This window comes from Arthrobacter gandavensis, from assembly GCF_039528575.1.
Taxonomy (GTDB): domain Bacteria; phylum Actinomycetota; class Actinomycetes; order Actinomycetales; family Micrococcaceae; genus Arthrobacter_B; species Arthrobacter_B citreus_B.
In genome coordinates this window covers 1,351,831-1,377,892 of record NZ_BAAALV010000002.1, presented here as the reverse complement: position 1 = coordinate 1,377,892, position 26,062 = coordinate 1,351,831, and the positions used below count along the sequence as shown (strand labels likewise).

At 64.9% G+C, this 26,062-nt stretch carries 23 protein-coding genes; 13 read left to right on the top strand and 10 right to left on the bottom strand.

Annotation, left to right across the window (positions count from 1 at the left end; all coding sequences use genetic code 11):
• The first annotated feature begins 53 nt into the window (after nt 1-53).
• On the top strand, nt 54-473 hold the full coding sequence (locus tag ABFX29_RS09705) for a Fur family transcriptional regulator (RefSeq protein ID WP_152226945.1): 420 nt from the start codon (nt 54-56) through the stop codon (nt 471-473).
• A 560-nt stretch (nt 474-1,033) separates the two neighbouring features.
• Here ABFX29_RS09705 and ABFX29_RS09700 read toward each other — a convergent pair.
• The gene (locus ABFX29_RS09700; RefSeq protein WP_170287735.1) at nt 1,034-1,273 is read right to left on the bottom strand and encodes a hypothetical protein; all 240 of its coding nucleotides are present in this window, start codon (nt 1,271-1,273) and stop codon (nt 1,034-1,036) included.
• On the opposite strand from ABFX29_RS09700, the gene ABFX29_RS09695 reads away from it, so the two are divergent.
• Entirely contained in the window at nt 1,259-3,208 is a 1,950-nt protein-coding gene (locus ABFX29_RS09695; RefSeq protein ID WP_275124611.1) for an HNH endonuclease signature motif containing protein, read from the top strand. The two genes, ABFX29_RS09700 and ABFX29_RS09695, sit on opposite strands and share 15 nt — an antisense overlap.
• 314 nt (nt 3,209-3,522) lie before the next feature.
• On the opposite strand, the gene ABFX29_RS09690 is transcribed toward ABFX29_RS09695, so the two are convergent.
• The 5 genes from ABFX29_RS09690 to ABFX29_RS09670 form a co-directional block, all read right to left on the bottom strand.
• Nucleotides 3,523-4,389 carry a metal ABC transporter permease gene (locus ABFX29_RS09690; protein ID WP_246167315.1) on the bottom strand — a complete coding sequence of 289 codons (867 nt, stop codon included), beginning with the start codon at nt 4,387-4,389 and terminating at the stop codon, nt 3,523-3,525.
• Nucleotides 4,376-5,155 (bottom strand): metal ABC transporter ATP-binding protein, encoded by a 780-nt coding sequence (locus ABFX29_RS09685; RefSeq protein WP_246167376.1) that lies wholly within the window; start codon nt 5,153-5,155, stop codon nt 4,376-4,378. Before ABFX29_RS09685 ends, ABFX29_RS09690 begins: the two co-directional genes overlap by 14 nt.
• A 32-nt stretch (nt 5,156-5,187) precedes the next feature.
• On the bottom strand, nt 5,188-6,153 hold the full coding sequence (locus ABFX29_RS09680) for a metal ABC transporter solute-binding protein, Zn/Mn family (protein WP_152226939.1): 966 nt from the start codon (nt 6,151-6,153) through the stop codon (nt 5,188-5,190).
• A 108-nt stretch (nt 6,154-6,261) separates the two neighbouring features.
• On the bottom strand, nt 6,262-7,332 hold the full coding sequence (locus tag ABFX29_RS09675; protein ID WP_152226937.1) for a hemolysin family protein: 1,071 nt from the start codon (nt 7,330-7,332) through the stop codon (nt 6,262-6,264).
• Entirely contained in the window at nt 7,329-8,762 is a 1,434-nt protein-coding gene (locus tag ABFX29_RS09670; protein WP_152226935.1) for a hemolysin family protein, read from the bottom strand. Before ABFX29_RS09670 ends, ABFX29_RS09675 begins: the two co-directional genes overlap by 4 nt.
• A 493-nt stretch (nt 8,763-9,255) precedes the next feature.
• Between ABFX29_RS09670 and ABFX29_RS09665 the strand changes: the two genes are divergently transcribed.
• Nucleotides 9,256-13,074, top strand: a complete 3,819-nt coding sequence (locus ABFX29_RS09665) for a multifunctional oxoglutarate decarboxylase/oxoglutarate dehydrogenase thiamine pyrophosphate-binding subunit/dihydrolipoyllysine-residue succinyltransferase subunit (protein ID WP_152226933.1) — start codon at nt 9,256-9,258, stop codon at nt 13,072-13,074.
• Between the two features lie 91 nt (nt 13,075-13,165).
• Nucleotides 13,166-13,765, top strand: coding sequence for a GDSL-type esterase/lipase family protein (locus tag ABFX29_RS09660; protein ID WP_152226931.1), 600 nt, complete (start codon nt 13,166-13,168; stop codon nt 13,763-13,765).
• A gap of 65 nt (nt 13,766-13,830) precedes the next feature.
• Here the strand turns inward: ABFX29_RS09660 and ABFX29_RS09655 are convergent, their stop codons facing one another.
• A complete protein-coding gene (locus ABFX29_RS09655; RefSeq protein WP_152226929.1) occupies nt 13,831-14,796 on the bottom strand; it encodes a zinc-binding dehydrogenase in 966 nt (321 codons plus the stop codon).
• A gap of 144 nt (nt 14,797-14,940) precedes the next feature.
• Here ABFX29_RS09655 and ABFX29_RS16650 point away from each other — a divergent pair, with 144 nt between their 5' ends.
• Entirely contained in the window at nt 14,941-15,015 is a 75-nt protein-coding gene (locus ABFX29_RS16650; protein ID WP_369299106.1) for a 50S ribosomal protein bL37, read from the top strand.
• Nucleotides 15,016-15,103: 88 nt separating this feature from the next.
• Here the strand turns inward: ABFX29_RS16650 and rsrA are convergent, their stop codons facing one another.
• Both rsrA and ABFX29_RS09645 read right to left on the bottom strand, forming a co-directional pair.
• Complete coding sequence (gene rsrA / locus ABFX29_RS09650; protein ID WP_152226927.1) at nt 15,104-15,364, bottom strand: mycothiol system anti-sigma-R factor; 261 nt, start codon at nt 15,362-15,364, stop codon at nt 15,104-15,106.
• Nucleotides 15,361-16,038, bottom strand: a complete 678-nt coding sequence (locus ABFX29_RS09645; protein WP_246167313.1) for a sigma-70 family RNA polymerase sigma factor — start codon at nt 16,036-16,038, stop codon at nt 15,361-15,363. The genes rsrA and ABFX29_RS09645 overlap by 4 nt, the downstream gene beginning before the upstream one ends.
• A 347-nt stretch (nt 16,039-16,385) precedes the next feature.
• On the opposite strand from ABFX29_RS09645, the gene ABFX29_RS09640 reads away from it, so the two are divergent.
• The 7 genes from ABFX29_RS09640 (at nt 16,386) to ABFX29_RS09610 (ending at nt 23,566) form a co-directional block, all read left to right on the top strand.
• Nucleotides 16,386-16,967 (top strand): DoxX family membrane protein, encoded by a 582-nt coding sequence (locus ABFX29_RS09640; protein ID WP_152226925.1) that lies wholly within the window; start codon nt 16,386-16,388, stop codon nt 16,965-16,967.
• Between the two features lie 5 nt (nt 16,968-16,972).
• Nucleotides 16,973-18,307: a 3-phosphoshikimate 1-carboxyvinyltransferase gene (gene aroA, locus ABFX29_RS09635; RefSeq protein ID WP_152226923.1), complete on the top strand. Its 1,335-nt coding sequence runs from the start codon at nt 16,973-16,975 to the stop codon at nt 18,305-18,307.
• Between the two features lie 2 nt (nt 18,308-18,309).
• A complete protein-coding gene (gene rsgA, locus ABFX29_RS09630; RefSeq protein WP_152226921.1) occupies nt 18,310-19,428 on the top strand; it encodes a ribosome small subunit-dependent GTPase A in 1,119 nt (372 codons plus the stop codon).
• 112 nt (nt 19,429-19,540) lie between these two features.
• Nucleotides 19,541-20,350 carry a histidinol-phosphatase gene (hisN, locus tag ABFX29_RS09625; RefSeq protein WP_152226919.1) on the top strand — a complete coding sequence of 270 codons (810 nt, stop codon included), beginning with the start codon at nt 19,541-19,543 and terminating at the stop codon, nt 20,348-20,350.
• 8 nt (nt 20,351-20,358) lie between these two features.
• Nucleotides 20,359-21,159: a class I SAM-dependent methyltransferase gene (locus ABFX29_RS09620; RefSeq protein ID WP_152226917.1), complete on the top strand. Its 801-nt coding sequence runs from the start codon at nt 20,359-20,361 to the stop codon at nt 21,157-21,159.
• A 93-nt stretch (nt 21,160-21,252) separates the two neighbouring features.
• The gene (locus ABFX29_RS09615; RefSeq protein ID WP_152226915.1) at nt 21,253-22,350 is read left to right on the top strand and encodes a carboxylate-amine ligase; all 1,098 of its coding nucleotides are present in this window, start codon (nt 21,253-21,255) and stop codon (nt 22,348-22,350) included.
• Nucleotides 22,351-22,468: 118 nt separating this feature from the next.
• Nucleotides 22,469-23,566, top strand: coding sequence for a carboxylate-amine ligase (locus ABFX29_RS09610; protein ID WP_152226913.1), 1,098 nt, complete (start codon nt 22,469-22,471; stop codon nt 23,564-23,566).
• Between the two features lie 19 nt (nt 23,567-23,585).
• Here the strand turns inward: ABFX29_RS09610 and ABFX29_RS09605 are convergent, their stop codons facing one another.
• The gene (locus ABFX29_RS09605; protein WP_152226911.1) at nt 23,586-25,289 is read right to left on the bottom strand and encodes a glycoside hydrolase family 13 protein; all 1,704 of its coding nucleotides are present in this window, start codon (nt 25,287-25,289) and stop codon (nt 23,586-23,588) included.
• 225 nt (nt 25,290-25,514) lie between these two features.
• Here ABFX29_RS09605 and ABFX29_RS09600 point away from each other — a divergent pair, with 225 nt between their 5' ends.
• Nucleotides 25,515-26,012, top strand: a complete 498-nt coding sequence (locus tag ABFX29_RS09600; protein WP_152226909.1) for a DUF1269 domain-containing protein — start codon at nt 25,515-25,517, stop codon at nt 26,010-26,012.
• The last annotated feature ends 50 nt before the right edge of the window (nt 26,013-26,062 follow it).

The following is a 26,062-nucleotide window of genomic DNA, read 5'->3' as shown; positions in this document are numbered from 1 at the left end:
TTTCCACTTAGCCACTCCCCGTCAGCCAATCCCGAGTCAGCCAGGAGGCTTCCATGTCAGCGCAGCCATCGTCTTCGCGGCGGACTGCCGAGCCCCGGGTAACCCGCCAGCGGGTTGCTGTGGGCCGCACTTTGGATTCCCTTGACGACTTCGTGAGCACCCAGGAGCTTCACCGTCTTCTCCAGGACCGTGGTGAAAAGGTCTCGCTGGCTACCACTTACCGGATTCTGCAATCCATGGCCGACGACGAGCAGGTTGATGTTCTCCGTGGCGCCGACGGTGAAGTTCTCTACCGCCGCTGCGAGGCGGAGCATCATCACCACCACCTTGTTTGCCGCAACTGCGGGAAGGCAGTGGAGGTTGAGGCTCCTGCTGTCGAGAGCTGGGCAGCGCGTCTGGGCCGTGAGCACGGTTTCACTGAAGTTGCACACACTGTTGAGGTCTTTGGGCTTTGTCCCGAGTGCTCGCGGTAGTTCGCGGGTTTACTTCTGGCGCTCGTCTAAACCTTCCGTTGCGTTACCAGGTTTTTATTGACTGTCATTGTGCTGCAGGAGCTTTCGGGTCTGCATTTCTGTCCTGACGAGTCCAGCCCATCTTCGGAGCTTCACGGTAAGGCACCCGGTGCGTCCTTCTGTCCCCGCTGAGTTCCATCTCCGGGAGCTGGAGAGGGAGGCGTCTGCTGTCGCGCTTACCGCTCACTTTGCCTGCCTGCCTGCGAGCTACACGGCAGGCCGGCTGCTTTGCACTCCCCGGTTCGGTCTGCCTGCCCACGCCCGGACCTAGAGGGCACGCAGCCCATTCACCACGCCCCCTACCATCGCCCTGCCTGCCATCACATACCGCTCGCATGACTCTTTTGACATGCCTCCGCGCTCGGCTCCACGCCCGTATTACGACTGCTGACTGAAGAGAAAAGCAGGTAAATGACCGGTAAATGAGGCCCCGAAAAACGGCTGATTTAGGCCCTGGAATGTCGGTGGCAGCTGAGAGTGTTAGGGGTATGAACCGCTCCTCGGACACCCCGTTTTCCCGGTCAGCTGACCGGGAAATGAAGGGTGCGCCGGGTGGTGCGCCGGGTGGTGTTCCGGGTGCTGGCCGGGCCGGGCAGGGTGGTTCCCCGGGTGCCGCCGATAGTGTTCCGGGTGCTGGCCGGGCCGGGCAGGATGATCCGGCCGCGCGTACCGACTTCCTGTCCTCGTCTCATCCTGGCCCCGGTTTCCCCGTTCCTTCCGGCGAGGTGTTCTGCGCTGATCCTGCCTTGGTTGAAGACCATGTGCCCGAGTCTTTGCCTGAGGGGTTCGCCGGGCAGTTATCACTCCGCGGTCCGGAGGCCCTGGGGTATGCGGAAACCGTGTCCGCGCTTGAGCGTCTGGGCATGCTCATCTCCTGGGCGCAGGCCCAGCAGGCCCGTGTTGCCGCCCGGCTGGAAGTGCTTTTCGCCAGGGATATCGCTGAGGCCTCCGGACGCGAAGAACCCGCCCTGGCCATGAGTTTGGCTGCAGCCGAGGCATCCACTGTCCTGAACATCCCGCACATGACGGCGATGCAGCTCATCAGCGAATCCACCCGCCTGTGTGTTCAGGCTCCGCAGACCCTGGCCAGATTATCCGAGGGAAAGATCGCTCTCCAGCACGCCCGCATCATCCTCGAAGAGACCCAAAACCTCCCCGCCGATATCCTCGAACCGCAGCCGGAACCGGGTGCTGGCGCGGGTTCAGATGACGCAGCCGCACTAGCCGGCGCCGGGACGCCGCCTGATGGGGAGTCCGGTCAGCTGGATCTCGGCCTGGAGGACCAGGGCGCGCTGTTCGGGCAAACCGGGCCGGGCGGACCGGAGGGAGCAGGCGGAGCCGGTGGAGCAGCCGGACCGGATGGGGCAGATGGAGTGCAGTATGGTCCGGTAAGCGGGGCAGCCGGGTCGGACGGGCCGGGCGAAGCAGCCGCAGGCGCAGCCGTCGATGGGCCTGCCGGTGCAGCCCTCACAGTCCGTGCTGCGTTCGAACGCGATCTGCTGGCAGCAGCCGAGGGCAGGACCGCTGCCGGGTTCGGGCGCCGAGCCCGCAGGCTCCGCGAGTCCCGCTTCCCGGACCTGATCCCTGCCCGTCACCGTGAGGCCAAGGACAAACGCCGTGTGATGTTCCAGCCCCTGCCCGATGGCATGTCCTGCCTCAGCGCGATCATCGCCGCGGAGAAAGGCCAGGCCATGTTCGCCGCGCTCACCGGTGCAGCGAAAGCCGGCAAACGAGCCGGAGACCCCCGCACCATGGACCAGCTCCGCGCAGACACCCTCACCGAACTGCTCCTTACGGAGCAGGCCGGCACACAGCCCACCGAGCCCGAGGACGCTCCATGCCCGCACTTGGGGACAAGTTCCACAGGCACAGGTTCACCAATCGGATCCGGAACTGGAATCGGAACAGGAACAGAGGGGGCTGCTGATGTACAGGGTTGCACCGGAACCGCAACAGGAACCGGAGCTGAGGCGGGTGCTAGTACAACGGGCCGCACCGGTAGCGGTAGCGCCAGCACCGCCGCCGGTACCACCAGCACTGCCGCCGGTAACTCCGGGCAGGACAAGCGACCCCGCCGGGCCGAAAGATACCGGACCCAGAACCGGGACCGCACCAACAACCGCGACCGCTCCAAAGTCCGCACCGAAGTCATGGTCCTGATCAACGCAGACACCCTTGCCGGACTGGACGAGAACCCGGCCGAACTCAACGGATACGGACCCATCAGTGCCGAGACTGCACGCTCGATGATCCTTGAGGCCCTGCACTGGACACCCCTGCTGCAGGACCCGGCTACCGGCGAAATCCTCACCGTGGGACGGACACGACGCATCCCTGCAGGACTCAAACGCTGGCTCCAGGCCAGGGACGGAACCTGCAGGTTCCCCGGCTGTCCAGTAAATGTCACCCACGCAGAGATCGACCACACCACCCCATACGCACACGGCGGACCAACAGACCACACCAACCTGGAACACCTCTGCCCCAAACACCACCGGTTCAAAACCCTCGGCCACTGGAAAGCACGCCAACCCGAGGCCGGAACCATCGAATGGAACTCACCCACCGGCCGCACCTACACCACCGACCCCACACTGGAATACCTGCCGAGCCCACGAAATCTCAGGCCATCGGATCCTCAGCTCCGCCCCGAAACCACGCCCCAACCGCCAGACGACGATCCGCCTCCCTTCTAGAGGGGCAAGCAGCTCCTGTGCAGTGCATAGCGGCGGCTGCGGAATTCTTCAGAGCACAGCGGGCCGAGAACAGTCAGGCCCGGATAGAACCAGCAGCTGTAGCCGCCTGGAGGATGCCAACCGTTCGGCACCGCCGGCGCAGTCACCAGCTCACCGGCTCCCGCCGACACACCTGTCCTCTGCCTCAAGCCGGTTCAATCACCGGCTACCGCTCGCCGAGTCACCGATTCACCGATTCACCGATTCACCGGCTACCGCTCGCCGAGTCACCGACTCTCCGACTCTCCGACTCACCGGCTCACCGGCTCACCGGCTCAGGCAGCAGTAACCAATCGCCGGTTCCGATTACGGACAGCCATGATGACGCGGCAGACCAAGTAGATGGCAAACGAAATCGTGGTCACATATGGGCTGATCGGAATCCGGCCGCCAAGGGCCAGAAGAATGCCGCCAACAGCAGAAACCAGGGCAAAAATGACACTCAGTCCCACTACCAGCCGGGGCGAGGAGGTCACTAGGAGGGCAGCGGCAGCCGGAGTAATAAGGAGCGAAAGGACCAGAAGGGCTCCAACAACCTGGATGGACAATGCCACCGAAAGCCCCAGAAGGAACATAAACACGATAGACAGCGCGCCCACGGGAACGCCGCGGGCCTGGGCCAGCTCCGGATCAGCACTGGCAAACGTCAGCGGACGCCACACAACAACCAGACCAACAACAACGACGGCGGCACAAATGGCCAGGAGGTTCAGCTGGACACTGTCCACGGCAACAATCTGGCCGGTGAGCAATCCAAACTTATTGGCAGAACGCCCTTCATAGAGCGCGAGGAACAGGATACCCAGACCCAATCCGAAGGGCATGATGACACCGGTAATCGAATTACGGTCCCGTGCTTTCAACCCCAGCAGGGCAAGGATCAGAGCGGCAGCTATAGAACCGGCAAGGGAGCCGAGAACAACATTCGCACCCAGAAGCAGTGCCAGGGCAGCACCGGCAAAAGACAGCTCGGCGATGCCGTGAACAGCGAACGCCAGATCCCGCATCATCACAAAAACGCCGATGAGACCCCCAACCAGGCCGAGAATCGCCGCAGCCCACAGCGAATTGGTCACCAGGGGCAGCAGCTGCCCGTAATCGCTAAAGTCAAAGACGGAAGAGAAAAACTCAGAAAGGTCCAAGATCGGCCTCGCTTTCGCCGTGGTGGTGCGTAGTGGCGTCCGGAACGCCCAGCACCACAATCCGGCCGTGGCTGCGCAGTACCTCCACGTGGGAGCCGTACATATCCGAAAGCACATCCGAGCGCAGGACTTCCGACGGCGTACCGGTACGGAACTGCCCGCCAGCAAGGTAAAGAACCCGGTCGACATAGTCGATGATGGGGTTGATCTCATGCGTAACGAACACGACGGCAGAGTCGTTCACGTGCGCACGGGCATCAATGAGAGCACTGATCGCCTGCTGGTGGTGCAAATCAAGGGAGAGCAGCGGCTCGTCACAGAGCAGCAGGTCAGGATCGGTAGCCAGAGCCTGGGCAGCACGCAGCCGCTGGAGCTCACCGCCGGAAAGCTTCCCCACCGGGGCATCTGCGTAACTCGTCGCGCCAACCTGGGCCAGAAGCTCATCGACCCTTGCACGCACGGGCCCCCGGCGCAGGCGGATCCCCCACTTGTCGCCGTCGACCCCCATGCCAACCAAATCCCGGGCACGCAGCGGAGTCCCCGGAGCGAAAGACTTCTGCTGCGGAATGTATCCAATGTCTTTGCTTCCGCGCTCGACCCTGCGCCCGTTGACGGTCACGGTTCCGGCGCTGAGGGGCTGCAGCCCCAGCAGGACCTTCAGCAGTGTGGTCTTTCCGGTGCCGTTGGGTCCCAGGACGGCAAGGAACTCACCGGAATTGATGTCCAGGTCCAGTCCCTGCCAGAGCGTACGGCTGCCAAAGGCCATGGAGGCCCCGCGCAGCTGTATGACGGGGCGACTCACTTCAGGACGTCCTGAACGGCCGTCACGTTGCGGTTCATCCAGGCAAGGAAGTCCTCGCCCTCGGGCAGCGTTTCGGAGAAGTCGACCACTGGGATACCTGCGTCTTCGGCGGTGCTGCGCACTGCTTCGGTCTGCGAGGTGGAGGTCTGCTCGTTGTAGGCGAGGAACGCGATGTCACCGGAAGCCATGAGGTCCTGCATTTCCTTGAGCACGGCAGGGGGAACATCCTGGCCCTCCTCCACTGCCTCCGTGAAATCGTCCGGGGTCACGTTGTGCAGCCCCGCATCCTCGAGGAGGTAAGCGGGAACCGGCTCCGTCATGGCCACGTCGCGTCCCTCCGCAGCGCCGCGCACCTCGGCAAGGCGGTCCTCCAGCTCCTGGATCCCCGCGTTAAAGCTTGCCGCGTTGTCCCGGAAAGCCTGCTCGTTCTCCGGATCCAGTTCAGCCAGCCGCTGGGCAGCTGCCTCGGCCAGCAGTCCCATGGCTTCCGGGTCGTACCAGACGTGCTCGTTGAAGCCGCCGTGCGAATGCCCGGCATGTCCGTCGCCGCTCTCTTCGTGCTCCTCCTCGGAATGCCCTTCATCAAGACCGGAAATCTCGACGGCGTTGAGCACGTTTTCGGGGGCCACTGACTCTTCCTGGACCAGGGCCTCCATGAAGGAGTCATATCCGCCGCCGTTCAGGACCACCACGCCTGCCTCGGAGACTGCAAGCTTGTCCCGTGCAGTCGCCTCATAGGAGTGCGGGTCCTGGGACGGGCGGTTGATGATCGATTCAACGCTGACAAACTCACCGCCGACCGATTCAAGGATGTTGCCGTACACATTGGTCGAAGCAACAACCCGAATAGGGTCACCGCTTTCTCCGGCTCCGCCACCATCCCCCGAGTCCGAGGAGCAGGCGGAAAGCGCAAGTGCGGCGGCGGTAAGAATTCCGGCCACACGGATGGGCAGGCGGCGCATAGTGTCAGTATCCCCGTTTCGAGTCTCGGTACAACCTCCGGCGGCACCGGGGCTTGATCAGCATAACGTAAACGCGAATCATTCGCATCTAATGGGTGTGCGGGTTATTCAGCCGGTAAAGCTCTCACCCGAACGCCGAAGGCCCTGGGACTGGGTGGCGTCCCGGATCTCCCCCACCAGCTGCTCGATGATGTCCTCCAGGAACAGCACGCCCCGGGTCTGGGCATCGTCACCGAGGACACGGGCAACATGGGAGCCCGTGCGCTGCATAACGGCCAGCGCATCCTCGATCCCGTCGCTCAGCCGCAGGTTTGCCAGAGTGCGGACCTTGTTCTCCGTGATCGGCCGCTGGTAGGCCTCCTCCGGAATGGCCATGACATCCTTCAGGTGCATGTAACCGGTGAAGTTGCCGGCCTCATCCATCAGCACGAACCTGGAGAACCCGGTGCGCCCGACCGCCTTCTCGAACTCCGCGGGGGTGCAGTCAGTGCGCAGGGTCACCAGCTCGTCCAGAGGCACCATGACTTCGCCGGCAGTCTGCCCCGAGAATTCGAGGGCTCCGGAGATGACTCCCGAATCGTCCGCCACCAGGCCGTGCCGGGTGGATTCCTGGACGATCGACTGCACTTCCTGCAATGTGAAGGACGAGGTCACCTCGTCTTTGGGGGTGATCCCGACAACCCGCAGGGCATGGTTCGCGATCCAGTTGAGGCTGGCCGTGATTGGCCGTACCACCCGCGAAACCATAACCAGCGGGGGCGCAAGGGCCAGCGCAGCGCGGTCTGCCACTGACACGGAAATGTTCTTTGGCACCATCTCGCCGATGGTCACGTGCAGGAACGTCACGAACAGGAGCGCAGCCAGGAACCCGGCAAGATCGGCGATCTCAGCAGGCACACCCACTGCTTCCAGGGGTGCCGCCAGCAGATGATGGATCGCCGGTTCCGCCACGTACAGGATGAGCAGCGAACACACCGTGATACCCAGCTGGGCACACGCCAGCATCAGGGATACGTGTTCCATGGCCCAGAGAGTCGTCTTGGCCCGTTTTGAACCGGCTTCGGCCAGCGGCTCAATCTGGCTGCGGCGCGCAGACATCACCGCAAATTCCGCACCAACAAAGAACGCGTTGCCCAGCAGCAGGACTACGAGCCAGAAAATACCGGCAAGATCACTCATCGTGTTCCCTCCCTGCGGGCGGGCGCGGACACGGCACTCTTCACGGCCCGCGCTCCATGGGCGGCAGCCGGAGCAGCGGTGCGCTCCGGGCTGGCCGACGGCGTAGCCTCCGCCGGCGTTTCAGCCTCCGGGCCGGGCTCGACCGGAACAAAGCAGACACGGTCAATCCGCCGCCCGTCCATGCGTTCAACTTCCAGGATGCCGCCGGGAACCGGCACGGTGTCTCCAACCTCGGCGATGCGGCCCAGTTCAGCCATGATGTAGCCGCCCACCGTTTCATAGCCTGAATCGTCCGGCACGTGCAGGGACGGAATCAGGACGGATACCTCGTCCGGGCGCATGATGCCCGGGAAGTACCAGTAGCCCGAGGCGCTCTGCAGGACGCCGGGCTTGAGCTTGTCATGTTCATCGGAAACCTCGCCGACGATTTCCTCCACCAGGTCCTCCAGCGTTGCCACGCCCGCTGTGCCGCCGTATTCGTCAAGCACGACGGCGAGCTGCAGGTTGGCGCTGCGCAGTTCGGAAAGGAGCGAGTCCAGGTGCACGGTCTCCGGAACCCGGAGGATGTCGCTCATGATGGCAGCGGCCGGCAGTTCCGCGCGCTTGCGGCGCGGAACTGCAACGGCTTTCTTCACGTGCACCACGCCGCGGATGTCATCCGGGGAATCGCCGAGGATTGGAAAACGCGAGTAGCCGGTGCGCCGGGCCGCTTCAATGACATCGGAGACGGGCTGGTCGGCGTCGATCGTTTCCAGGCGGATCCGGGGCGTCATGACGTCCGCCGCTGTCCGCTCCGAGAAGGACAGGGTGCGGGCCAGGAAGTTGGCGGTGCCGGCATCCAAGGTGCCCATCTCCGCCGAACGCCGGACCATCGAAGAGAGCTCCGCCGGGGTCCGGGCGCCGGAGACCTCTTCCTTGGCTTCAAGGCCAAAGAGGTTGAGCACCTTGTTGGAGAACCCGTTGAGCAGCAGGATCGCCGGCTTGAACACAAACGTAAAGGCCAGCTGCGGGCGGGCCAGAACGCGTCCCACTTTAAAGGGAAGGGCAATGGACATGTTCTTGGGGATCAGTTCACCCAGGAGCATTGAAAGCAGGGTAGCCAGCACCATCGCCGCAACAACCGAAACCGAGAGCGACGCCGCCGGCGGAAGCCCAAGGGCCGCGAGCGGTCCCTGCAGCAGCCGGCCCACGGAAGGCTCCATGACGTACCCGGTCAGGAGAGTGGTCAGCGTGATCCCGAGCTGGCAGCTTGACAGCTGGGTTGAGAGGGTGGTCAGGCAGCGAAGCAGGGGCTCCGCGCGGGTATCTCCGTCTTCCACCGCCCGGCGAACGGTGGGCTGGTCCAGTGCAACCAGTGAGAATTCAACAGCCACGAAAAAACCGGTGCCGCAGATAAGCAGCAGCCCGGCCAGAAGGAAAAGCCACTCCATCTCAGGAACCAGCCTCCATGCGACGGCACGGGCTTGGGGTTCCCCGGAAGCCTGTTGGCGGATTACCGCCTGGAGGAGGGGGTTCGGCCGAGGCCGGACTGGAAGGCTCCGATGAAGCTGCCGGAGAGTGCGGGGATCGTGTGCGGGCGTTGCCGGCTCTGTGCGTCCTTGCAGGTGTAACCGCAGTGGATGCAGGCCGGCGCCTAGAGTTGCTGTCCATAGACCTTTCAGTTTACAGCTTTGCCTTCGCCGCACCAGATCAAATTCGGCCGGCGGGCAGTGTGCGCAATCTCCTGCCCGTGGCCGAGCAAAGTGTGTCGCATCCCACACCCGGAGACCGCTGAGATTGGCCACTTCCGCTGATCTGTAACTAGACTTGCAACCAAGTCTCGGTCACTGCGCACCGGGCCGCACCAGCAAGTCTTGAGGCGGAAGCGCTCAGATCATGGTGCCATCAGGGCAAACGGCAACTCATGGAAGAGGCGTATATCTAGTGCCAGACCAACCCAACCACCGCCTGCCGGAGGAATTCGGCGGGAACGAATGGCTTGTCGACGAATTGTATGAGCAGTACCTCAAGGACAAGAACTCTGTCGACAAGAAGTGGTGGAGCATTTTCGACTCCTTTAAGGCGGAGGATGCCAAGTCATCCGCCGGCAATTCAGCCTCCGGCAACGGTTCTACTCCCCCGAGCGAACTCGGTGCAAACCCGGCCACCCGCCAGCTGCCCGTTGTGAAGACCGAGGCCCAGGCCGCGAAGGCCTCAGGCAAGTCTCCCGCAGCGACCCAGCAGTCAGGAAAGCCGCCCGTGGCCAAGGAAGCAGCTTCCGCGAAGGACGAGCCGAAGTCGGCTGCCGCCGCTGCCAAGTCCGAAACCAAGCCTGCGCCCATCCCGGCCCAGCTGCCCAAAACCAAGCCCAGCACGGAGACCGAAGAGGACACCGTTACGGTGCTGCGCGGTCCGGCCAAGGCCATCGCCACGAACATGGACCTCAGCCTGAGCGTCCCCACTGCCACGACCGTTCGCGCGGTTCCGGCCAAGCTGCTGATCGACAACCGGATTGTCATCAACAGCCACCTCGAACGCGCACGCGGCGGCAAGGTCTCTTTCACCCACCTGCTCGGCTACGCCATCATCCGCGCCGCTGCCCAGTTCCCTTCCCAGAACGTGTATTACGACGAGGTGGACGGCAAGCCCGTTGCTGTCCAGCCCGCGCACATCAACTTTGGCCTTGCCATCGATATGCCGAAGCCGGACGGATCCCGTCTGCTGGTAGTGCCCAATATCAAGAAGGCTGAAACCCTGAACTTCTCCGAGTTCTGGCACGCCTACGAAGACCTGGTCAAGCGCACCCGCGCCGGCAAGCTCACCGCCGACGACTACAAGGGCACCACCATCTCGCTGACGAACCCGGGCGGCATCGGCACGGTTCACTCCGTACCCCGCCTGTCCAAGGGCCAGGCCTGCATCATCGGTGCCGGCGCCCTTGAGTACCCGGCCGAATTCCAGGGCGCAAACGAGAAGATCCTCGCCCGCAACGCGATCTCCAAGATCATCACCCTGACCTCCACGTATGACCACCGTGTCATCCAGGGCGCCGGCAGCGGCGAGTTCCTGCGCATCGTCCACCAGCTCCTGCTGGGCGAGCAGAATTTCTACGATGACATCTTCGAGTCCCTGCGCATCCCGTACGAACCGGTTCGCTGGAGCCCTGACATCCAGGTCAACCCGGATGAGCAGATCAACAAGGTTGCCCGCATCCAGCAGCTGATCCACGCTTACCGCGTGCGCGGCCACCTGATGGCGGACACCAACCCGCTGGAGTACGTCCAGCGCCGCCACGCGGACCTCGACGTCCTCAACCACGGCCTGACCCTGTGGGACCTGGACCGCGAGTGGCCCACCGGCGGATTCGGCGGCAAGCCGATGCTGAAGCTGCGCAAGATCCTCGGCGTGCTGCGTGATGCCTACTGCCGTACCGCGGGCATCGAGTACATGCACATCCAGGATCCGGAAGAACGTTCCTGGTTCCAGGACCGCCTTGAGGCTCCGTACAGCAAGCCCTCCCGCGAAGAGCAGCTGCGCATCCTGAGCAAGCTGAACGCCGCAGAGGCATTCGAAACGTTCCTGCAGACGAAGTTCGTCGGCCAGAAGCGCTTCTCGCTGGAAGGCGGCGAGTCCCTGATTCCGCTGCTGGACGCAATCATTTCCGGTGCCGCTGACGAAGGCATGGAAGAGGTCGGCATTGGCATGGCCCACCGCGGCCGCCTGAACGTGCTCACCAACATCGCGGGCAAGACCTATGCCCAGGTCTTCCGCGAATTCGAAGGCACCCAGGACCCGCGCTCCGTGCAGGGCTCCGGCGATGTGAAGTACCACCTCGGAACCGAGGGCACCTTCACTTCAGACAACGGCAACCAGACAAAGGTCTACCTTGCCGCGAACCCGTCCCACCTGGAGGCCGGCGACTCCGTCCTCGAAGGCATCGTCCGCGCCAAGCAGGACCGGCTGGACCGCGGGGACGAGTTCCCCGTCCTGCCGATCCTCATCCACGGCGACGCAGCCTTCGCGGGCCAGGGAGTGGTGGCCGAAACGCTGAACCTCTCCCAGCTGCGCGGCTACCGCACCGGCGGCACGATCCACGTGATCGTGAACAACCAGGTTGGCTTCACCACCGCTCCGACGTCGTCGCGCTCCTCCGTGTACGCCACCGACGTCGCCAAGATGGTCCAGGCACCGATCTTCCACGTGAACGGTGACGATCCGGAGCAGGTTGTCCGGATGGCCCAGCTGGCCTTCGACTACCGCCAGCGGTTCAACAAGGACGTCGTCATCGACATGGTGTGCTACCGCCGCCGCGGCCACAATGAGGGCGACGATCCCTCGATGACGCAGCCGATGATGTACTCCCTGATCGAGGCCAAGCGATCGGTGCGCAAGCTCTACACCGAATCGCTCATCGGCCGCGGTGACATCAGCCAGGAAGAAGCTGAGCAGGCACTTCGCGATTACCAGAGCCGCCTTGAGCGGGTCTTCGCGGAAACGCATGCCGCCCAGACTTCCCCGATCCCGGTTATCACCAAGGACTCCGAGGCTGTCTCCGACCTGGAACGCCCCGCTGCACAGCAGGAAGGCTCCACTATCGTGGCGCCCGCCAGCACTGCGATCTCCGCGGATACGCTTGCCCGCATCGGCAAGGCACATGTCACCATTCCGGAGGGCTTCACGGTCCACCCGAAGCTGAAGTCCCTACTGGAGAAGCGCGAACAGATGTCCCGCGAGGGCAACATCGACTGGGGCTTCGCCGAGGTTGCCGCCTTCGGTTCGCTGCTGATGGAAGGCGTTCCCGTCCGGCTTGCCGGCCAGGACTCCCGCCGCGGCACGTTCACCCAGCGCCATGCCGTCTTCCACGACCGCGCCACCGGCGCCGAGTGGACTCCGCTGGCAGACCTGGATCCGAACCAGGCCAAGCTCTGGATCTACGATTCGCTGCTGTCCGAATTCGCCGCCCTCGGCTTCGAATACGGCTACTCGGTGGAGCGTCCCGACGCCCTGGTGCTCTGGGAAGCGCAGTTCGGTGACTTCGTCAACGGCGCGCAGACCATCATTGACGAGTTCATCTCCTCCGCGGAACAGAAGTGGGGCCAGCGCTCCTCGCTGGTCATGATGCTGCCGCACGGCTACGAAGGCCAGGGCCCGGACCACTCCTCCGCCCGGATCGAGCGCTTCCTGCAGCTGTGCGCCGAGGACAACATGATCGTGGCCAACCCCACGACCGGTGCCTCGCACTTCCACCTGCTGCGCCGCCAGGCATACAGCCGTCCGCGGAAGCCGCTGGTGATCTTCACCCCGAAGCAGCTGCTGCGCCTGAAGGCAGCGGCCACCTCGGTGGAGGAATTCACCCAGGGTTCGTTCCAGCCGGTCATTGGCGAACATGCAGAGCTGGACGCCAACGCCGTGGACAAGGTCCTGCTGGTTTCCGGCCGCCTGTACTACGACCTGCTGGCCAACCGCCAGAAGGCCGGAGACGAGAAGACTGCGATCATCCGCGTCGAGCAGCTCTACCCGCTGCCGTACAAGGAGATCCAGGACGCTGTGGCCAAGTACCCGAACGCGGAACTCGTCTGGGCACAGGATGAACCGGCCAACCAGGGTCCGTGGCCGTTCATCGGCCTGAACCTGCCGCCGGAACTGGATCGCCCGCTGCGGCTGGTCTCGCGTCCTGCGTCGGCTTCTACGGCCACCGGTTCGGCCAAGCGGCACGCCGTTGAGCAGGACATCCTGGTCAAGAAGGCGTTCGAGCGCCGCTAATAGGCTAGGTTTGGGTGGGGCACCGGGCGGTGCCCCACCCGGCTTTTAACCACCCTTCATCTGGACACTTAAGCAACTGAAAAGGGAACTCGTGGAACAACGCAGAATCAGGCTCGCTGCGGTCGGTGACGAACTGCTCGCCGGCCACGGCGATCCCCGCGCCCTGGGCTGGCTCGGACGCGTGCTGGCCCGTACGACGCCGGATAACGCAACGCTTGAGGCCTACAGCCTCGCGGCCCCCGGGGAAGGCACTGAAGCGCTTGCCAACCGCTGGCTGATGGAGGCCGGCCGAAGGTTCGATGAGACGTGTGAGAACAGGCTGGTGATCGGTCTCTCGGACCGTGACCTGGATCTTGAGCTTTCCACGGCCCGAAGCCGGCTGAACCTTGCCAACATTCTGGACGGTGCCGCCCAGATGAGCATCAAGGTCCTCGTGGTCGGTCCCCCGCCGGGGCTCGACGCCGAACGCAACCGCCGGCTCGCGGACCTCTCCGCAGCCTTCGGTGACGTGACTACACGCCGCAAGCACGTCTACGTGGATACGCTGACTCCGCTGCTGAACCATGAGCAGTGGAGGACGGACCTCGCAGCGAACGGCGGAACCCCTGGCCAGGCCGGCTACGGCCTGATCGCGTGGCTGGTGCTGCACCGCGGCTGGTTCCGCTGGCTCGATCTGCCGGACATGAACTGAAACAGCTGCCGAACATGCGAAAGGCGTCCGCACCAGCGGACGCCTTTCGCGTTCCCGGACCCGCGCTAGTGCCGGAAGACAATCTTTCCGGTGGCAGCGCCGTCGTGCATCCGGCGGAAGCCCTTGGCGGCATCCTCAAGCCCGAGTACCGAATCGATTTCGGGGCGTACGCCCGTGGCCAGCAGGAACTGGACCAGCCGCTGCAGTTCTGCACGCGTCCCCATCGTGGAACCCAGGACCTTCAGCTGCAGGAAGAAGATCCGGTTCAGGTCCGCTGGAGGGTTCGGCCCGGAAGTTGCGCCGCAGGTAACCAAAGCGCCTCCCGGCTTTAGGGCCTTCAGGGAATGGCCCCAGGTAGCTTCTCCCACCGAGTCGAAGACAGTGTCCACTCGCTCGGGGAGCCGCGCACCTGACTCAAACACGGCCTCTGCGCCCAGCCTGCGTGCGTCCTCGAGCTTGGCGGGGCTGCGTCCGGCAACCCAGACCCTGAACCCGGCGGCTGAAGCCAGGGCCACCAGAGCGGTGGACACTCCTCCCCCGGCGCCCTGGATAAGCACCGTGGAACCCGGCGCCGCAGGCGAGACGGTGAAGAGCATGCGGTACGCGGTCAGCCAGGCCGTGGGCAGGCAGGCGGCTTCTTCAAAACTGAGCTGCGCGGGCTTGGGAACCAGGTTCCGTTCCGGAACCCAGACCTCGTCGGCCATCGTCCCCGGGTACCGCTCGGAGAGCAGGGTCCTGCGGGGGTCCAGGGTCTCGTCGCCGTCCCAGCCCGGTGTGGACACCACCGAATGCACAATGACGTCATTGCCGTCGTCGTCCACGCCTGCGGCATCGCAGCCCAGGATCATCGGCAGCCGGTCCGTGGGAAGCCCAATCCCCTGCAGGGACCACAGATCATGCCGGTTCAGCGCCGAGGCACGGACCCGTACCCGCCGGAAACCGGGCTCGGGTTCAGGCCTGGAGAGCTCTCCCACCACCAGCCCGCTGAGCGGATCTTCCTGGGACTGGGACTGGGCGTACACGGCTCGCATGCTGAACTCCTTTGGTCGCTTGGTTGATCCATCCTAGGCGACGCCCGCAGCGGCAGCGCATGCACCGGGGTCCGCATTTACGCCGAGGGCACAGTGTGTGGGAGACTGAAGGGCAGAACTTGAAAGCGAAAGAAGGAGGCAGCCATGAGCAAGCGAGCACGCAAGCGTCGTGACCGTAAGCGCGGCGGCGCAAACCACGGCAAGCGTCCCAACACTTAAGTCAGGACGTCTGGCCGGATTTTCCGCGCTAACGAAAGAAAACCCCCGCAGCCTTCCGGCGACGGGGGTTTTCCTTTACCTGGCCGGGTCAGTGGTCCACTGACTGGATCTGGCTGATCCGGGCGAGGATATTGGCCTTCAGTGTCTGCGGTGCCTCTTCCGTGCAGGAACGTTTCACCACGGAACGGATAACGCACTCAAGATCGTGTTCCTCGGCGCATTCCGGGCATCCGTCCAGGTGCTCTTTGATTTCAACCAGGTCGTCATGCGAAAGCGCACCGTCCAGGTATTCATACAGCCGTTCGATGCGTGCGTCATCGCAATCACCCAGGCTCTGGCAATCGCTCATAGTGTCTTCCCCTGATTCTCCGCCGCTCCGGCGGCAGCCTTCTGTGCCTTGCCCTTGATGCCGCGCTCATATGCGTACTCGGCCAGCAGCTCACGGAGCATCTTGCGCCCGCGGTGCAGCCTGGACATCACGGTGCCGATTGGCGTGTTCATGATTTCTGAAATTTCCTTGTACGCGAAGCCCTCGACATCGGAGAAATAGACCGCCAGGCGGAACTCCTCCGGGATGGCCTGCAGCGCACTTTTGACGTCGGAATCGGGCAGGTGGTCCAGTGCTTCCGCCTCTGCCGAACGCAGGCCCGAAGAGCTGTGCTCAGCCGCGCGGGCCAGCTGCCAGTCCTCCACGCCATCTGAGTTCGCCTGCAGGGGCTCCCGCTGGCGCTTGCGGTACAGGTTGATATACGTGTTGGTCAGGATCCTGTACAACCAGGCCTTGAGGTTGGTTCCGGGCTTGTACTGGTGAAATGCCGAGAAAGCCTTTGTGTAGGCTTCCTGCACCAGATCCTCAGCATCTGCCGGGTTGCGGGCCATGCGCATGGCAGCTGAGTAAAGCTGGTCCACGTATTGCATGGCATCGCGCTCGAAGCGCAGTTTGCGGGCCTCTTCGGGCTCGGACGCGACGTCGAGGCCCGGATCTTCCACCTGTGGGCTGCCTTCCGGCACATCAGTTCTCATTAAGTCCAAGTGTAAGGGGCGTGTACGCCCCAGCAACCCGGCTACGGCCCCCTCAGCCGTGTTCCGCTCCTGGACCAGCGAACCTGCCATCCTCAGCCTCCGACTCCGCTCTAGACTCCCGGCACAGTCCGCACCAGTCCTGCCGGCGCTCGGTCCGGCACTGGGCATAACCGGCGTCCGCCTGCGGATATTCCACGCGGCGGCCCATCCGGGCGTTAGGCAGCTGAGGTGTACAAGGGGACCAAAGGTGCCAGACTAGGGGGTATCCGTTGTACGGCGTGTCCCGCCAGGCACACCCGTATCATCTTTGAACGCACGCCGGTCCGGCGTAACCCAGGAGGCCACGCATGAGCATTGTCCGAAAACTAGCCCGTCCGCTCCTCGCTGCCGGCTTTGTGGCTGCGGGCGTGGAGCGGCTGCGCAACGCCGACCAGACCGCCCAGCAGCTCACCCCTACCCTGAACCGGCTGGGTTCGGCGGTGCCGTCTGCCGCTGGACTGGCCGAAAACCCGGCCGCCGTCGCCCGTGTCCTCGGTGCCACCCAGCTCGGCGCCGCTGCCATGCTGGGCCTGGGCAAGTTCTCCCGGCTGGCTGGACTGGTCCTCGCCGCGACCGCAGGCGTGAACACCTTGGTGGAATACCGCAACAGCGATGCCACCACCGCTGAAGGCCGGAAGGATCGCCGTACCCAGCTCCTGAAGAACCTCTCTCTGATTGGCGGCGTGCTCCTGGCTGCCGTGGACACCAATGGCCGTCCGGGCCTGGCCTGGCGTGCAGAGCACCTGGTGTCGGACACGCAGCGCAGCGTGCGGGCCATGGGCAAGGATGCCGGACGCCGTTCACGCAAAGTCACCAAGCAGACCCGTAAGCAGCTGGCCAAGGCAGAACGTGCCGTCCGCAGCACCGCATCAGATATCGCAGGTTCCTAAGCACCATGACTGAAACATCCGTGCCCGTCGCAGACGGCTGGCCGGCCCCCACCCCTGGCCGCCCCGTTACCGGGGTGGTCAGGGTTCCAGGCTCCAAATCCCTCACCAACCGCTACCTGGTGCTGGCCGCCCTGGCCGACGGACCCTCCCGCCTCCGCGCTCCCCTGCACTCACGTGACTCAGCCCTGATGGTGACCGCGCTGCGGTCCCTCGGCGCGAAGATCACGGAGGCCCCCGGCAGCGGGCCGTTCGGTCCCGACCTGCTGGTGGAGCCGCTTCCAGCATCCGCTTCCGGAAACACGGAAGTTGACTGCGGCCTGGCCGGCACGGTGATGCGTTTTGTGCCCCCGCTGGCTGCCCTGCGTTCCGGAACCGCCGCGTTCGACGGCGATCCGCACGCGCGTCAGCGCCCCATGGGCGCAACCATCGAGGCCCTGCGCGGCCTGGGCATTGAAGTGGACGACGGCGGACGCGGCGCACTGCCGTTCAGCGTCACCGGAAGCGGTGCCGTTCCCGGCGGACGCGTGGATATCGACGCCGGTGCCTCCTCCCAGTTCGTCTCCGCGCTGCTCCTGGCCGGTGCACGCTTCACGCACGGCCTGCACCTGGTCCACACCGGGGAAACGGTTCCCAGCCTCGACCACATCGCCATGACCGTTCAGGTGCTGCGCGAATGCGGTGTGGACGTAGATGACTCCGTGCCCAACGAGTGGCGCGTCGCACCGGGCCCCATCAGGGCCTTCGACGTGGAGATCGAACCCGACCTTTCCAATGCCGGCCCGTTCCTGGCTGCCGCCGTTGCCACCGGCGGCAGCGTGAGCATCCCGGGCTGGCCCGCACAGACCACTCAGGTGGGCGACAAATGGCGGCAGATCCTGCCGCAGATGGGCGCCACCGCTGAACTCGCCGACGGCGTACTGACCGTAACGGGCGGCGAATCCATCCGCGGCGGCACCTTCGCGGACACCAGCGAACTGGCACCTACGGTCGCCGCGCTCTGCGCGCTGGCAGGTTCGCCGTCGCTCCTGACCGGCATAGCGCATCTCCGCGGACACGAAACGGACCGTCTGGCAGCACTGAAGACTGAAATCAATTCCCTGGGCGGGAAGGTCACGGAAACAGCTGACGGCCTGTCAATCGACCCGGCGCCGCTTCACGGCGGGGTCTTCGGCACCTACGCCGACCACCGTATGGCCACCGCCGGAGCAATCCTGGGACTGGTGGTTCCCGGCGTCGTGGTGGAGGACATCGCGGCGACGTCCAAGACCATGCCCGAATTCGCGCAGCTCTGGACCGTCCTGGTGGCCGGTACGGAGCCGACGGCGGCGCAGGAGGCCTAACCGTGGCACGAGGCACCTCAGGCTGGGACGAATCGGACGTCCGCATCCGCCCGAACAAGAAGGGCTCCCGGCCCCGCACCAAGGACCGGCCCGCCCACGAAGACGCCGTCACGGGCCGCATCATCACCGTTGACCGCGGCCGTTACACGGCGATCGTGGACGAGGACACGCCGCAGGAGCGGATTGTTACGGCTGCCCGGGCCCGGGAACTGCGGCGCACCCCGGTGGTTGCAGGAGACCTGGTGGGACTGGTGGGTGACGTCAGCGGCTCCCCCGACAGCCTGGCCCGGCTGGTGAAGGTCAATGAGCGCGCCACACTGCTGCGCCGCTCTGCGGACGATACCGATCCGGTGGAGCGCGTGGTGGTAGCGAACGCGGACCAGCTGGTGATCGTGGTTGCAGCCGCCAACCCGGAGCCGCGAACCGGGTTCATCGACCGCGCCCTGGTGGCAGCGTATGACGCCGGCATCTCCCCCCTGCTCTGCATCACCAAGGCAGACCTGAAGGATCCCGCGGACCTGCTGGCCAACTACGAGCACCTGGACCTGGAAGTAGTCATCAGCCGCACGGCACAGGCCGACGACGCGGGGATCGACTCAGAGTCCGACGACGGCCTCTCCGCCCGCCTGGCCGGGGGCGCCGTCGCTGCCCTGCACGAGCACCTCCTGGGCAAGGTGAGTGTCCTGGTGGGCCATTCCGGCGTCGGAAAGTCCACGCTGGTGAACGCCCTCACCGGCTCACGGCGCGCCACCGGCGGAGTGAACGCCGTTACCGGCCGCGGCCGGCATACCTCTTCCTCCGCACTGGCGCTCAAGGTGCAGGACGCGCCGGCGGGCAGCTGGATCATCGACACGCCCGGCATCCGCTCCTTCGGGCTGGCCCATGTTGACCCGGACCGGATCCTCAGTGCCTTCCCCGACCTTGAGCCGGGCACCGAGGCCTGCGAACGCGGCTGCCGCCACGACGACGAGGCCGTGAACTGCGGACTCGACCCGTGGGTTGAGTCCGGCAACGCCGGAGCCGCCGGACCAGCCCGGCTCGCCTCCCTGCGCCGGCTGCTGGGTTCCGGCGGGCTGCGCACCGAGAACCGCGCGCAGGCCAAGGAACTGGGCACCCAATAAGGCGCCGGAGAACCCCGGCGAACACATCCTGGAGGTCCTCTCCAGGCAGGTACACGCCGCGCGCACCTGCGTAAACGTGGGCAGCGCGGCGGCAATAGCGATAAGTTGAAGTATGCCGTTCGTTCAGAACTACAACGATGATCTGCGTCTCGCCCATGTAATGGCCGATTCCGTGGACGACCAGACCATGTCCAGGTTCAAGGCCCAGGACCTCCGCATCGAGACCAAGCCGGACCTGACGCCGGTCACGGACGCAGACAAGGCAGCCGAAGACGCCATCCGCGGCCAGCTCTCCCGTGCCCGGCCGCGCGACGCCGTCCTGGGAGAGGAATTCGGTTCCACTGGCTCCGGCCCGCGGCGCTGGATCATCGACCCCATCGACGGCACCAAGAACTTTGTGCGCGGGGTCCCGGTGTGGGCGACCCTCATCGCACTGGTGGACGACGGCGTCCCGGTGGTCGGCGTCGTCAGCGCCCCGGCGCTGGGCAAACGATGGTGGGCAGCCACTGGAACCGGCGCCTACATGGGCCGGTCACTGGCATCGGCAACCCGGCTGCGGGTTTCAAATGTGTCCACCCTGGACGATGCCTCCCTGTCCTACTCCAGCCTCACCGGGTGGAAGCAGCGCGGCAACCTCGATGAGTTCCTCGGCCTGACCGAATCCGTGTGGCGCACCCGTGCCTACGGTGATTTCTGGTCTTACTGCATGGTGGCAGAGGGGGCAGTGGACATTGCGTGCGAGCCCGAACTCAACCTGTATGACATGGCTGCCCTGGTTCCGATCGTGACCGAAGCCGGGGGCCGGTTCACCTCCCTTGAAGGCGAGGACGGTCCCTTCGGCGGCAATGCCCTGGCCACCAACGGAATGCTGCACAACGAAGTACTGCAGCGGCTCAACCCCGACCTCGACGACCTCTTCTAGGACTCCACGTGGCTTCCAGCGGACCCAGGCTCGACGGTCTGCGCCGCCGGCAGCTGGGCGGCAGTTACCGCACCGGCGCCGAACACTACGACCGGATCCGTCCCGGCTACCCGGATGCGGCGGTGGACTGGCTTTTTGACGTCCCGCCCCTTGCCGGACGCCCGGCCGCGTCCGTGTCCGTGGCGGACATCGGTGCCGGCACAGGCAAGTACACCGCAGCCCTCGTGTCCGCGGGTTTCAAGGTCCACGCCGTGGATCCTTCCGCGGACATGCTGGCCCAGCTCTCCCGTTCGCTGCCGAATGTCCCGGCCACCCAGGGCACGGCCGAACGCACCGGGCTTCCGGATGCTTCGTTTGACGCCGTGACCGTAGCCCAGGCGTGGCACTGGTGCGACCCGGCTGCCTCCTCCGCCGAATTCGCCCGGATTCTCACCCCGAACGGCTTTGCCGGTCTGGTCTGGAACCAGCTGGACGTGAACGTCCCCTGGGTCCACCGGTTTTCCCGGATCATCCATGCCGGGGACGTCCTGCGCCCGGGATTCCGTCCTGAGCTGGGACCGGAGCTGGAACTGGAGGAGTTCCACACCACGTCCTGGTCCCTGGCCATGACGCCGGAGGATCTCGCGGAGCTGGCCAAGTCCCGCGCCTACTACCTGTCCGCCTCTGAAACCACCCGCGCCAAGGTCCTGGCCAACCTCTCCTGGTACCTCTACGAGCATCTGGGACACGCACCGGGAGAAGAACTGCAGCTGCCCTACCTCACCTTCACCTGGCGTGCTGTCAGGGCCCAGGCAAATCAGCCCGGCTAGTTGGCACTGCCCCCTCCCCTGCGATACCGGCGCTGTCCTAGACTGAGGCGAAGGGCGGGCAGCTCCCGGATTCTTCGGCAACCAGGGGAATGCATGGCGACATTTGGCATTGAGGAAGAGTTCCTGCTGGTGGACCCGGCCACTGGACTTCCGGCGCCCAGGGCGGAGGAGATTTCGCGGGCACTGGCAGCACAGCCGGCGCTTCCCGCCACGGATCTTCCTTCTCCCGTGGGGCAGTCGGAATTCCTCGCCTGCCAGCTCGAAACCTCCACCATCATCTGCGAGACCCTGGACGACGCCGTGGTTTCGCTGCTCGGTGCCCGCACCGCCATAGCCGCGGCGGCCGCTTCAGCCGGCATCGGCGTCGTGCCTTCCGGTGCTGCGCCCCGCATTGCGGACACTCCCGCCGAAGTCACCGGTACCGAACGCTACCGCGCCATGGGCGAGCTAACCGGCGCCGTGGCCGGGGAGCATTACGTCAACGGGACGCACATCCATGTTGCGGTTCCCAGCCGCGACAGCGGGATCACCGCCCTGAACAAGCTCCGTCCGTGGCTCTCCACACTCGCGGCCCTAGCCGGCAACTCGCCTTTCTGGCGGGGCATGGACACGAGCTTTTCCAGCTGGCGCTTGATCCATTACCGCCGCTGGTCCGTGCAGGGCTGCCCGCCGGAGTTTGCCGATGCGGCAGATTATGACCGCAGGCTTGCCCGGCTCCTCGGCTCTGACGCAGTCCTGGATTCAGGCCATATTGGCTGGGCGGCGCGGCTGTCCCAGCGCTACCCCACCGTTGAGGTGCGAGTGGGGGATGCCCAGCTTCAGGCGGCCGACTCCGTCCTGCTCGCTGCCCTGGTGCGCGGACTGGTCCTGAGCACCGCAGCGGCACCGGATTCGCATCCGGACCCGGAACTGCTCGACGCCGGACTGTGGCAGGCTGCCCGCTACGGACTCGGGGGACGGCTGATGGGGGTGCTCGGTGACTCCTCTGCGGCCGCCGAGCAGGTGGATGCACTGGTTGACCACATCCGTCCGGCCCTGGACGAGAACGGCGATCTGGCCTATGTCCTGGCCGGTGTGCAGCGGATGCTTACCGAAGGAACAGGCGCCGTACGCCAGCGTGCCGCCTACGCCGCAGGGGGCTGGGACGGCCTGACCCGGTTGTACGGGTCGGCGCTGACCACAGGCGCCTAAGCTACGCAACAAAACCTCAGCAAGCTTCTCATTTGGCTTCAGGGTGCCCTTCGGCCCTAGTCTTTTTGAGGAGCGCTGCGGGTGGATGCCTGCAGCCGTGGAAGATGTGGAGGGATGCATGGCGACACTGGGCATCGAGGAAGAGTATCTGCTGCTGGATCCGGTTTCCGGGCTCCCGGTGCACAAGGCGGAGGAGGTTGCAGGCTATCTGCACCGTTCGCCGAGGGTGACGGAGGGCGAAATCCAGCGTGAACTGCTCAGCTGCCAGATCGAGACCGCCACCCCGGTCTCCGCCACACTGACCGAGGTGGAAGAGTATCTGCTGAACTTCCGCGGCCAGCTTGAAGCCGCTGCACGGAAGGCGGCGGTCGTAGCGTCCGGAACGGCCTCTGCGCCGTTCATAGAGGACCATTATCCGGAGCTGACGGACAAGGAACGCTACCGCCAGCTGCGCGAAAGCGCACCGGGGATCGTCGGAGACCAGTTCGTCAACGGACTCCACGTCCACGTTTCAATTCCGGACCGGGAAGCCGGGGTCCAGGCGCTGAACCGGATCCGCGAGTGGCTGCCGGCCATCGTGGCGCTGAGCTGCAACTCCCCCTACTGGTTGGGACGGGACAGCGGTTTTGGCAGCTGGCGGGTGGTCCACTACCGCCGCTGGCCGGTACAGGGCTGTCCTCCCACCTTCAAGGACGCGGCAGACTACGAACGGCGTGTGGCGCAGCTGGTGTCCACCGGGGCGATCATTGACCGGGGCGTACTGACCTGGATGGCCCGGCTGTCGGATTCATATCCCACCCTGGAGGTCCGGGCCGGCGACGCCCAGCTGCGCGCACGGGACTCCGTGCTGATCGCTGCCCTTGTCCGCGGATTGGTGAGCACGGCGGTCGAGGAAGCAGGCCGGGGAATCGACCGCCCGGTCCCCGAAGCAGAGCTGCTTGACGCCGCAATGTGGCAGGCCGCCCGCGAGGGTTTGACCGGCCAGCTGGTGGATCCGGTCAGCGCCGGTTTGGTACCGGCCCAGGACCGCATCCAGGCCCTGCTGGACTTCGTCTCCGAGGCGCTCGACGCCGAGAATGACACCGAGTGGGTTCGCGCCGGGCTGCAGGACATCCTGGACTCCGGCACCGGGGCCGAGCGCCAGCGGCGCGCCATGGCTGAGGGAGGAACAGCCGGACTGCTGGAACTCTACGGGTCTGCGCTTACCGGCGAATAGCACCCGGCTAAATGGGCCCCTAGGAAAGCCCGCTGATGTCCAGCACGCGGGCTTCCCAGGGGCCGAACACTGCCGTCTGCCTTTTCTCACCGTAGTTGCCCAGGATCAGTTCGCCGCCCTGAAGGTCATCGGGGGCGGCCTGCTCCAGGCCGGAAAAGTTTCCAATCACGCCCAGTCTCGTCTCCCCCAGGGCCCGGCTGAAGGCGAAAAGCGTCGGATGGTTCGCGTGCATGAGCTGGAAGTCGCCCGTCGCGACAACCGGCAGCTCGTGGCGCAGCCGGATCAGCTGCTGATAGTAGCGGAAGATGGATTTCGGTGCGGCCTGATCCTGTTCCACGTTGATCTCCGGGTACCTGGGGCCCAGCCCGATCCACGGCACACCCTTCGTAAACCCTCCCCCCGGTTCCGAAGTCCACTGCATGGGTGTCCTGGCGTTGTCGCGGCTGACGTGTCCCAGAATCTCCAGGACCGTTTCGGGATCCATTCCGCGCGCAGTTGAATCCGCGTAGTAGTTCAGCGATTCGACGTCCCGATACTCGTCAATGCCGGTGAAACCGGCATTGGTCATGCCGATCTCTTCCCCCTGGTAGATAAAGGGCGTTCCGCGCTGCATATGCAGCAGGGTCGCCCACAAAGTGGCGGACTCATACCGGAACTCCTCGTCATTTCCGTACCGGGAAACATGGCGGGGCTGGTCGTGGTTGCTCAGGTAGAGGCTGTTCCAGCCCCGTTCGGCCAGTCCGCGCTGCCAGCGGTTCCAACTGGTCTTCAGGTCCCGGAGGTTCACCGGACGGCGGTCCCACTTGCCGCCCGGACCGTGGTCCAGGTTCACATGTTCGAACTGGAACAGCATGTCCAGCTCGTTCCGGTAGGGGTCCGTGAAGAGCCGGGCTTCCTCGACCGTTGCTCCCGTGGTTTCCCCGACAACCAGGTAGTCCTCGCTGCGGTGTGCGAAGACCGCGCGCATCATCTCCTGCACAAACTCGTGCACGCGCGGGCCGGAGGTGAAGAACGGAGAACCGTCTCCCCACACGCCGCCGAACTGGATCATGCTGTCGGGGAAGCGCTGGTCCTTCGATATGAAGTTCACGGCGTCCATCCGGAAACCGTCAATGCCCCTGTCCATCCACCAATTCATCATGGCGTAGACCCGGTTGCGGACCCTGGTGCTCGCCCAATTCAGGTCCGGCTGGTGGCGGGAAAAGATGTGCAGGTAGTACTGCCGGGTCGGCTCGTGCCACGTCCACGCGGATCCCCCGAACAAGGATCCCCAGTTGTTGGGTTCCGCACCCGGCTCGCTGCCGCGGAATCCCCGGCGCGGATCCCGCCAGTAATAGGAGTCGCGGGAAATATTGTCGCGGGAGGAGATAGAGCGTTTGAAGGCCTCGTGGTCACTGGAGGTGTGGTTGATCACCAGGTCCATGATCATCTTCATACCGCGCGCATGAACCTCGGACAGCAGCTGGTCGAACTCTTCCTCGGTGCCGAACACCGCATCAACTCTCCTGTAGTTGCTGATGTCATATCCATTGTCCCGCTGCGGAGACTGGTGGATGGGAGAGAGCCACAAAACGTCAACGCCGAGTTCCTGCAGATAGTCCAGCCGCGTGATGATTCCGCTCAGGTCACCGATACCGTCACCCGTGGTGTCCTGGAAGCTGCGCGGGTAGATCTGGTAGACCACCGCGTTGGTCCACCATGCCGGGCGGGAAAGGTCCCTCATTCAGGCTCCTGGGTCGGCGGTCCGGGCGTGCCGCAGACTTGAGTCTACGACCGCGCAACCCCGCGGGACAGAGGCGGGTGAAGACTTGGCCTGCGCGGGGCTCCCACGGTCCCGTTCCCTTGCCCAGGGCAGCCGGCGCTGGCTAGCGTGGCACCTACTCTAACCGTCCGTGTGCCCGCCACACGCCGGATAGTGCCTGGATCCCAACTGTTTGGAGTATCTGACATGGCAACACTTACCGTATGGAAATTCCCCGACGCGGACGCCGCTGAAAGGGCGACGCAAACCCTGGCCAGCCTCGAGTCGCAGAACCTCATCAACGTGCAGGACGAGGCAATCGTCACCTGGCCGCAGGACAAGAAAAAGCCCCGGACAATCCAGGAACACAATATGGCCGGCGCCGGCGCCCTGGGCGGCGGCTTCTGGGGCCTGCTGTTCGGCCTGATCTTCTTCATCCCCCTCATCGGCGCCGCCGTTGGCGCGGCCATTGGAGCCCTGTCCGGTTCCATGGTGGACGTTGGCATCGATGACAATTTCATCAAGCAGATCCGGCAGGAAGTCACCCCGGGCACTTCAGCCCTGTTCGTGCTTTCCTCTGATGCCGTGGAAGACCGGGTCCTTGACGCTTTCAAGGACGGCTTCCCCGGCGCCTCACTGATCGCCACCAACCTCTCCAAGGATCAGGAAGCGAATCTGCGGAAGGCCTTCGCCGAAGCGGACTAGGTTCCGGCAGCCAGGGGCTGCACACGCAGCGGCAGGGCACGACGGCGGCA

Bases quoted from the DNA above. Each gene is read 5' to 3' on its own strand.
- ABFX29_RS09700 (WP_170287735.1), bottom strand. From the start codon at position 1,273: ATGGTCTTCAACCAAGGCAGGATCAGCGCAGAACACCTCGCCGGAAGG.
- ABFX29_RS09610 (WP_152226913.1), top strand. From the start codon at position 22,469: ATGGCGACACTGGGCATCGAGGAAGAGTATCTGCTGCTGGATCCGGTT.
- ABFX29_RS09675 (WP_152226937.1), bottom strand. From the start codon at position 7,332: ATGAGTGATCTTGCCGGTATTTTCTGGCTCGTAGTCCTGCTGCTGGGC.
- ABFX29_RS09605 (WP_152226911.1), bottom strand. From the start codon at position 25,289: ATGAGGGACCTTTCCCGCCCGGCATGGTGGACCAACGCGGTGGTCTAC.
- aroA (WP_152226923.1), top strand. From the start codon at position 16,973: ATGACTGAAACATCCGTGCCCGTCGCAGACGGCTGGCCGGCCCCCACC.
- ABFX29_RS09640 (WP_152226925.1), top strand. From the start codon at position 16,386: ATGAGCATTGTCCGAAAACTAGCCCGTCCGCTCCTCGCTGCCGGCTTT.
- ABFX29_RS09645 (WP_246167313.1), bottom strand. From the start codon at position 16,038: ATGAGAACTGATGTGCCGGAAGGCAGCCCACAGGTGGAAGATCCGGGC.
- ABFX29_RS09685 (WP_246167376.1), bottom strand. From the start codon at position 5,155: ATGGCCTTTGGCAGCCGTACGCTCTGGCAGGGACTGGACCTGGACATC.
- ABFX29_RS09670 (WP_152226935.1), bottom strand. From the start codon at position 8,762: ATGGAGTGGCTTTTCCTTCTGGCCGGGCTGCTGCTTATCTGCGGCACC.
- ABFX29_RS09655 (WP_152226929.1), bottom strand. From the start codon at position 14,796: ATGCGAGCCGTGTACGCCCAGTCCCAGTCCCAGGAAGATCCGCTCAGC.
- ABFX29_RS09705 (WP_152226945.1), top strand. From the start codon at position 54: ATGTCAGCGCAGCCATCGTCTTCGCGGCGGACTGCCGAGCCCCGGGTA.
- ABFX29_RS09615 (WP_152226915.1), top strand. From the start codon at position 21,253: ATGGCGACATTTGGCATTGAGGAAGAGTTCCTGCTGGTGGACCCGGCC.
- hisN (WP_152226919.1), top strand. From the start codon at position 19,541: ATGCCGTTCGTTCAGAACTACAACGATGATCTGCGTCTCGCCCATGTA.
- ABFX29_RS09680 (WP_152226939.1), bottom strand. From the start codon at position 6,153: ATGCGCCGCCTGCCCATCCGTGTGGCCGGAATTCTTACCGCCGCCGCA.
- ABFX29_RS09600 (WP_152226909.1), top strand. From the start codon at position 25,515: ATGGCAACACTTACCGTATGGAAATTCCCCGACGCGGACGCCGCTGAA.
- rsrA (WP_152226927.1), bottom strand. From the start codon at position 15,364: ATGAGCGATTGCCAGAGCCTGGGTGATTGCGATGACGCACGCATCGAA.